Annotated in this window: 9 protein-coding genes; 5 read left to right on the top strand and 4 right to left on the bottom strand. The window is 61.5% G+C overall.

Annotation, left to right across the window (positions count from 1 at the left end):
* Positions 1 to 253: 253 nt before the first annotated feature.
* From AC01FP_RS15625 to AC01FP_RS15615, 3 genes are all read right to left on the bottom strand, one after another.
* Positions 254 to 1,168, bottom strand: coding sequence for a histone deacetylase family protein (locus tag AC01FP_RS15625; protein WP_254930882.1), 915 nt, complete (start codon positions 1,166 to 1,168; stop codon positions 254 to 256).
* Positions 1,169 to 1,250: 82 nt separating this feature from the next.
* A complete protein-coding gene (locus AC01FP_RS15620; RefSeq protein WP_474481597.1) occupies positions 1,251 to 1,403 on the bottom strand; it encodes a hypothetical protein in 153 nt (50 codons plus the stop codon).
* 16 nt (positions 1,404 to 1,419) lie between these two features.
* Positions 1,420 to 1,680: a hypothetical protein gene (locus tag AC01FP_RS15615; RefSeq protein WP_474481596.1), complete on the bottom strand. Its 261-nt coding sequence runs from the start codon at positions 1,678 to 1,680 to the stop codon at positions 1,420 to 1,422.
* A gap of 410 nt (positions 1,681 to 2,090) precedes the next feature.
* Between AC01FP_RS15615 and AC01FP_RS15610 the strand changes: the two genes are divergently transcribed.
* The 4 genes from AC01FP_RS15610 (at position 2,091) to AC01FP_RS15595 (ending at position 5,092) form a co-directional block, all read left to right on the top strand.
* Positions 2,091 to 2,330 carry a hypothetical protein gene (locus tag AC01FP_RS15610; RefSeq protein WP_474481595.1) on the top strand — a complete coding sequence of 80 codons (240 nt, stop codon included), beginning with the start codon at positions 2,091 to 2,093 and terminating at the stop codon, positions 2,328 to 2,330.
* A gap of 59 nt (positions 2,331 to 2,389) precedes the next feature.
* Positions 2,390 to 2,791 (top strand): LexA family protein, encoded by a 402-nt coding sequence (locus AC01FP_RS15605; RefSeq protein WP_474481594.1) that lies wholly within the window; start codon positions 2,390 to 2,392, stop codon positions 2,789 to 2,791.
* A gap of 813 nt (positions 2,792 to 3,604) precedes the next feature.
* Positions 3,605 to 3,931 (top strand): hypothetical protein, encoded by a 327-nt coding sequence (locus AC01FP_RS15600; RefSeq protein ID WP_474481593.1) that lies wholly within the window; start codon positions 3,605 to 3,607, stop codon positions 3,929 to 3,931.
* Between the two features lie 231 nt (positions 3,932 to 4,162).
* Positions 4,163 to 5,092 carry an ArdC family protein gene (locus AC01FP_RS15595; RefSeq protein WP_474481592.1) on the top strand — a complete coding sequence of 310 codons (930 nt, stop codon included), beginning with the start codon at positions 4,163 to 4,165 and terminating at the stop codon, positions 5,090 to 5,092.
* Between the two features lie 150 nt (positions 5,093 to 5,242).
* Here the strand turns inward: AC01FP_RS15595 and AC01FP_RS15590 are convergent, their stop codons facing one another.
* Positions 5,243 to 5,389: a hypothetical protein gene (locus AC01FP_RS15590; protein WP_474481591.1), complete on the bottom strand. Its 147-nt coding sequence runs from the start codon at positions 5,387 to 5,389 to the stop codon at positions 5,243 to 5,245.
* A 15-nt stretch (positions 5,390 to 5,404) separates the two neighbouring features.
* Here AC01FP_RS15590 and AC01FP_RS15585 point away from each other — a divergent pair, with 15 nt between their 5' ends.
* Positions 5,405 to 5,677, top strand: coding sequence for a hypothetical protein (locus AC01FP_RS15585; protein ID WP_474481590.1), 273 nt, complete (start codon positions 5,405 to 5,407; stop codon positions 5,675 to 5,677).
* Positions 5,678 to 6,042: the final 365 nt, after the last annotated feature.

The raw sequence follows: 6,042 nt of genomic DNA, 5'->3' as shown, positions 1-6,042 counted from the left end.
AGCTGCGCATCAATCATGAAGTGGTGACTGCCTATGTCATGTCAAGGTCAGGCCGGCACGCCCCGTGAACGGTTACCTTTTGCCCGGTGTCAACTACGTACGCGCCAGCCTATCTAATTGTCGCCGTGCAAACCTTTGGCTTCAGGGAGAAAACTTCCGCAGGCCGGCAGCCGTAGGTGATCAGGGCCCACGTAGGCCACGACCACTTGTGCCCTGCTCACCAGCTACATCTGGGCGGATGATTGAGATCTGTTTAGAGCCGATGAAGTCTGGCCTGCTCTGCGGCGGCCCGGAACACCAGGCTGTGGCGCTCTACGAGTGGCTCCAATAGGTCGTAGCCGCCACCTATCACGGTGGCAATTGGGATGCCGCGCCTTAGGCAGGCATTGAGCACAAGCCGGTCGCGGTTTAGTAGCCCTTCGCTACTTAGGCAGAGCCGTCCAAGGCGATCGTCTCTATGGGGATCCACCCCTGCGTTGTAGAGCACTAGTTGGGGCCGATGCTGATCGAGCAGGTCGGGAATTAGATCGCCGATAGCTCTGATGTAGTCAAGGTCTTCCACCCCATCGTCAAGGTCGACGTCGACGTCGCTGCTCTGTTTACGCAGCGGAAAGTTGCTGGCGCAGTGGACGGAGAAAGTGAACACCCGTGGGTCCGTGGCAAAGATCGCCGCTGTGGCATCACCCTGGTGCACGTCGAGATCGACCACCATTAACCGTTCCACGGCGCCCTCGGCCAGGAGCACACGGGCCGTCACGGCGCAGTCGTTGAAGATGCAAAAGCCACTGCCGTAATCAGAGAAGGCATGGTGAGTGCCGCCGGCAAGGTGGCAGGCCACCCCGTAGCGAAGCGCCAATCGGGCTGTGAGCACCGTCCCCCCAACCGCCAGCCAGGTGCGCTGCACTAAGGGAGTGGTGGCGGGAAGACCGATACGGCGCTGATCGGCGGCACTGAGTTTGTCTCTGGCGAAAGCCTCGTGGTAACTGCGTTGATGTACCAGCTCGAGCCAGCGGCGGGGGGCTGGTAGAGGTGTGTGCAGCTGGCTCGGCGACGCTATCCCCTTCTTCAGCAGCAGGGAGTGGAGCTGCTGGAATTTCGCCATCGGAAAGCGATGGCTGCTCGGCAGCGGAGCTGAATAGGCCGGGTGGTAGACGATCGGAGGGCCCAGGGCAGAGTCCTTCTCAACGACGATCTCAGAGAAACAATTTAGAAGGCCAGGACCGCCATCCACCCGCTGATGGAAGCTGCAGTCAGGGCTGAGCACCCTCGGGGATTGCAAGAGGATCTGGTAGCCCCTGGCTGATCGCAAGGGCACGCCTGTAGATGGCGCCTGAGGTCTGGCCGGCAGCCTCCATGGCAGTGCGCATGTTCTGCCAGTAGTGGAGTTTTTGCTCTTGAGTCATTAGTGCTACTGCGATTTCAGGCGCAAGCGGCTGCTCTGCCGCGGCGGCGGCCCAGCGGTTCGATCCATTCGTTGAGCACAAGCTTGTGCTGAACAAGACGACTGGGTAGGCGGCAACCAAGGTTGATCTGCCCCTCGTCTAGCAAGCGCCCCAGCCGTAGCGCCAGGGCTTCTTCGTGCCGGGCAAAGGCACCTTGGCGGGAGGCAACCCAGGAGATCTCATTCTCCGTGATCACACCGCTGGAGAGGGACTCCAGAAAGACTTCTCCGACAGTCATGAGAGCCATGTAACGAGTTCGTTACATGCTGTCTCGCCCGGCTTCGCTGTGTGGCTCGAGCGGGCTCGGGGGACTGGCTGGGCAGGCGGCTGACTAGAGAACGCCAGTCTTTGCAAAAGTGTTGGGGCTCAGTAATTGGAGGCTCTACCCCCTCCATGCACTTCCGCTGCGTTGTGGTGCTCCAACCAGGCATCAGGTCGCCTTTGGTAATCCGGTAGCTCAGCTGGCGGGCAGTGCGTAGGGGCTCCTGGCGGCTATGGCACTAGCGGTGGACCTGCTTAAGCACCCGGCGGCTTTGAGGCGATATCGAAAACTGGGCCACCCAGCAGAAGATCCATCGAGCAATCCACCTTGGCTTGTCCTTGTTCCGCTCGCGCCGGAGGGGGCTGCGGTTTGGTGTCGACCCGCCAATGGGTTTCTACGCTGCAGCGATGGGCCCAGACCTCAAGCACCCTGCCACCGGCGATTTGATTGTGTTGGCTGACGGTGAGCAGCTTTGGCGGATCGGCTGGCCAGGTGCGCCTGTCCTGGTCGTTACCAAGGGCGGGCCAGACGGCAACGCCCTCTACCGGTTGGCCGATCCCAAATGCAAAACCTGGAACAAGGTGGGGGATATGAAGCTGCTTCCCTGGCCAGAGTCAGGCAGCTGAGCCGACCCAAGCCACCTCACCAGGAGTAGAACGGCTGTACTGCCGCCTTTGCTGGTTTGATGTTGGCCGACCTGCCTATTGGCGAGCCTGTGCCCTTCTGCCCGGGTTCATTGGGTGAGGGCTTGGATCTCCAGGCCGCCCTGATTCCCAACCCGGTTTGCACCTTCTACATGCGGGCCAGTGGCAATGGCATGCGCCAGCACGGGATCAACGACGGCGACTTGATGGTGATCGACCGCAGCGTTGAACCCTGCTCCGGCCATGTCGTCATCGTTGCCCACCAGGGCAGCTTCTTAATGCGGCCGCTGCTGCGCCAGGGGGAGCAGTGGTTGCTTGAGCCGGTGCGGCCAGGAGAAGTAGCAATTCCTTTGGACCTGGAGGCCTTTGATCGTTCAGGGCTCTTTGGCGTGGTGGTGCATGCGGTGCATCACCTCAATAAGCCGCGCTTGCGCAAGATCTGAGCTGGGGTGGTCAGGGAAGCAAGCCGAATCAAACAAGCCCAATTCGGATGTTTGATCTCTTCGCCCTTCCACCCGCTCGCTCCCGCTTTGGGATTCCAGCTCTGCGCTGAACAGGGTGCACATCCGGCCTTGCTCCACCCACTCGCGCCTGCTCGGGGATTGCGCGTCGGCCACTGGAGCTTCTGCTGGCAATACATGGCGCTCCACCAGGTTTTGCTTCGTGCCAGCCGCTAGAAACAACCCGGCAACCCGATAGCCCCAATGCCCAGGTTCGCGGTGTTTTTCAATGATGAATGCGGGGCTGGCATCCAATTTGTTCAGGCACTGGATCGAAGCCACGCCAAGGACATCATGCGAGCCACCCATCCAGAAGGCCCGCTGTGCGTGATGGCTGCAGATCTAGTTGAGGGCCAGGATCTCCATGACCTATTGCGCAGCTGGCTGAGCAGGCAGGGATGAGGACCAGAAGAACTAGGACTACCCGCAGGCTGTTTGCTGCATCGGGGTTTCTGCGCTGAGAACTGCCGCTGGGCATTCATCCCGTGATGCGTAGATCGGTAAGCGGCCTAAGCCCTTCCACCCACTCGCTCCCACTCGGGGATTCCAGCTCTGCGCTGTATAGCAAGGACACCGGGTCTTGCTCCACCGCTTCGCGCCTGCTCAGGGATTCCGCTGCAACCCAAAGATCCCCTGACCTTGATCCCCTGAGTTGTCCACCAGTGGCTTGCTCCGGGCTTCCTCATTTTGAGGCATTACTGCGTCATGCCTCTGCTTCGGGAAGTCCCTTCGCTGCGCCCGATGGCGCAGAAGATCATGGCTTCTCTTTCCGCTGCTGCTTCACCGTTCTGCCGCCCTGAGGAAGATCCCTTCCTGCTGCTTGATCGCGCCTCGCGCTCCATCGAGCAGCTGCTGCGGCGCGATCTGCCGCTGCGCCGCACCTGGAGCGAGCAGCCCTATGGAGAAGAGGAAATCACCCTCCTAGAAGAGGAGGTGCTGCCTGCCATCGCTCAGTGCCTGGCACGAATCGATGCCATCGATTCAGCTCTCAGCGCAGCTGGAGAAGAGATCTATCGCCAAGAGGTATTGGCAGCAGCCCAGAAGCGCCGGGTTCTGCTCCCTGGGGAGGTGGCGCTTATCTGAGCTCCTGCAGGCCGCCATATCGGCGGCCTGCTTTATGTCTTTCCCCTCCAAGTGCATCTATCGGTGGTGGTCTGCGGGGCGCACCTCTCGGTGCGACAGAGCCTGGAGGAGAAGGGTTTGGTACGCGCAGGGAACTTCAGTGTGCGCAGGTGGCGCAAGGGCTACGCGAGCGGCTAACGCCGCCCTTGCCCTCACCGGCGCGGTCACTTCCAGTCCTTTGCGCCCTATCCAATGGCCGCATCACCAAAGTCACGCAGCAAGAGCTCAGGTCCCTCGCCAGAAGAAGCGCTGGTTCGTGATCTCATCGAGCTCCTAGAAGCCGGCAGCACGCCATGGCGCAAGCCCTGGGATTGCCACACCGGCGATGTTCACATCAATCTGCTCACAGGCCGTGCCTATCGCGGCAGCAATCCAATCCTTTTGGAGCTCGGCATGGCCATGCGTGGCGCTGAGCTGCCCTTCTGGTGCGGCTTTGGGGAAGCCAAGAAGTTGGGCATCTTCCCCCGCAAAGGCTCCAAGTCCGTCCGCATCCTGCGGCCGCAGCTGCACTCCAGCGAGAAGGAAGTGTCCAATGGCGAGAAGGTGCTGCACAGCTGGGCTAGTTACCGCCCCGTGCCGGTATTCAATGCCTGCGATCTCGAGGGTGATGCCATAGCTGGCTTGATCGCCGCACGGATGCCATCCCCAAAGGGGCGAGCCCCAGAGGCCCGGCAAGCGATAGAGCCGATCGCTAGCGCCGAGCACGTTCTCTCTGCGTGGCCGGTGCCAGCCAGCTGGGGTGGTGAGCGGGCCTTCTATTCCACCAGCTCCGATCGCATCCAGCTGCCGCTGCGCGAAAGCTTCCACGGGGCGCCAGCGCTCTATGCCACCTGGGGCCATGAGGCCATTCACTCCACCGGCCACGAGTCGCGGCTTAAGCGGGATCAATCCGGCGCCTTTGGCTCCAGCAGCTATGCCCGAGAAGAGCTTGTGGCTGAGCTGGGCAGCGTTCTGCTGGGGCAGCGGCTGCAGATCGGCTGTGAGCTCACCAATCACGCCGCCTATCTCCAGAGCTGGATATCAGTGCTGCGCCAATCCCCCAAGGTGTTGCTGCAGGTGATCAGCGCTGCCCGGCAGGCGGTTGATCTGATCTGCCCAGAGCCAGAAGCTCCAGCCGGCTAGGCCGGTTTCATGGGGCCTCTGGCCCCTTCCCCAACTGGGCACTCATGCGTGGCTGACACCGGATGCCTGCAATGCAGGCGCTTCTTTTGCCAGACAGCAGGCCCGCATCCCTTGAGGCCTTCTCAGCGCCCCATTGCGTAGAAACAGCACTCAGCCCCGCTTGCTTTGGTTGATCCCGGCCGTAGCAACCAGCCGGCGGACCGAACCAGCACCGTTGGGGTTGGACACTGCTGGTAATTCGTCGAGCACCCCTTGCAGGTTGCCCTCACTTGCTCGCAGACGGAAAGGACTGCGCAAGTGGCTACGCCACCCTTGCCTGCTGCTGCGCCGTGGGGCGTCACCTGGGGGTTCCTCGCCAAAATTTCCATGGCAGCTCCACAAGGCCCCGTCTGCAATATCCGCCTGCTGATCGTCCATCGCTATGCGCCCGGTATTAAAAAGAGCGGCGCTGTGCCCTGCACCATTGAGCACTTCGGGAGGCGCGGTAAGCCGGTCAAGAAGATGCGGCTGATCCCTGCTGAAAAAGCATTTGCCTTTGCCCGCAAGTTCCAGGGCCTCCCCGGCGTCACCGTCTCGGTCTGCTAATCCCCCCTGGGGGGCCATCGGCCCCCTTTTATTGGCGTGCTGGCCTGGTGGCAGGGGGAGAGGGGGAAGGGGGGAAGCAGGCAATGGATAAGAGCAGCGGCCTTTCTTGCTCTACCCGCTTCCGCCTGGTCGGGGTTCCGCGGCGTTTGCAGCCGCTGAATAAACCGTGCAAGCCGGGCATAAACCGTGCAGACCGTGCACATAAACCGTGAAAACCGGGCACTTACCGGTGGGGCAATAGCGAGTCAGGGGATTCCACCGCTCCCGCCTGCTCGGGTTCCATTGCCCTCCCAGGCCAGGTCGGCAAGCATGCCGGGGAGGATGCGCACCAGAGATTCCACTACGTGCTGAAAGGTGTTGAAGTC

Source organism: Cyanobium sp. NIVA-CYA 375 (genome assembly GCF_056108345.1).
This window is presented reverse-complemented; position numbering and strand designations above follow the sequence as displayed.

Bases quoted from the DNA above. Each gene is read 5' to 3' on its own strand.
- AC01FP_RS15610 (WP_474481595.1), top strand. From the start codon at position 2,091: ATGGGTTTCTACGCTGCAGCGATGGGCCCAGACCTCAAGCACCCTGCC.
- AC01FP_RS15595 (WP_474481592.1), top strand. From the start codon at position 4,163: ATGGCCGCATCACCAAAGTCACGCAGCAAGAGCTCAGGTCCCTCGCCA.
- AC01FP_RS15620 (WP_474481597.1), bottom strand. From the start codon at position 1,403: ATGACTCAAGAGCAAAAACTCCACTACTGGCAGAACATGCGCACTGCC.
- AC01FP_RS15615 (WP_474481596.1), bottom strand. From the start codon at position 1,680: ATGACTGTCGGAGAAGTCTTTCTGGAGTCCCTCTCCAGCGGTGTGATC.
- AC01FP_RS15605 (WP_474481594.1), top strand. From the start codon at position 2,390: ATGTTGGCCGACCTGCCTATTGGCGAGCCTGTGCCCTTCTGCCCGGGT.
- AC01FP_RS15600 (WP_474481593.1), top strand. From the start codon at position 3,605: ATGGCTTCTCTTTCCGCTGCTGCTTCACCGTTCTGCCGCCCTGAGGAA.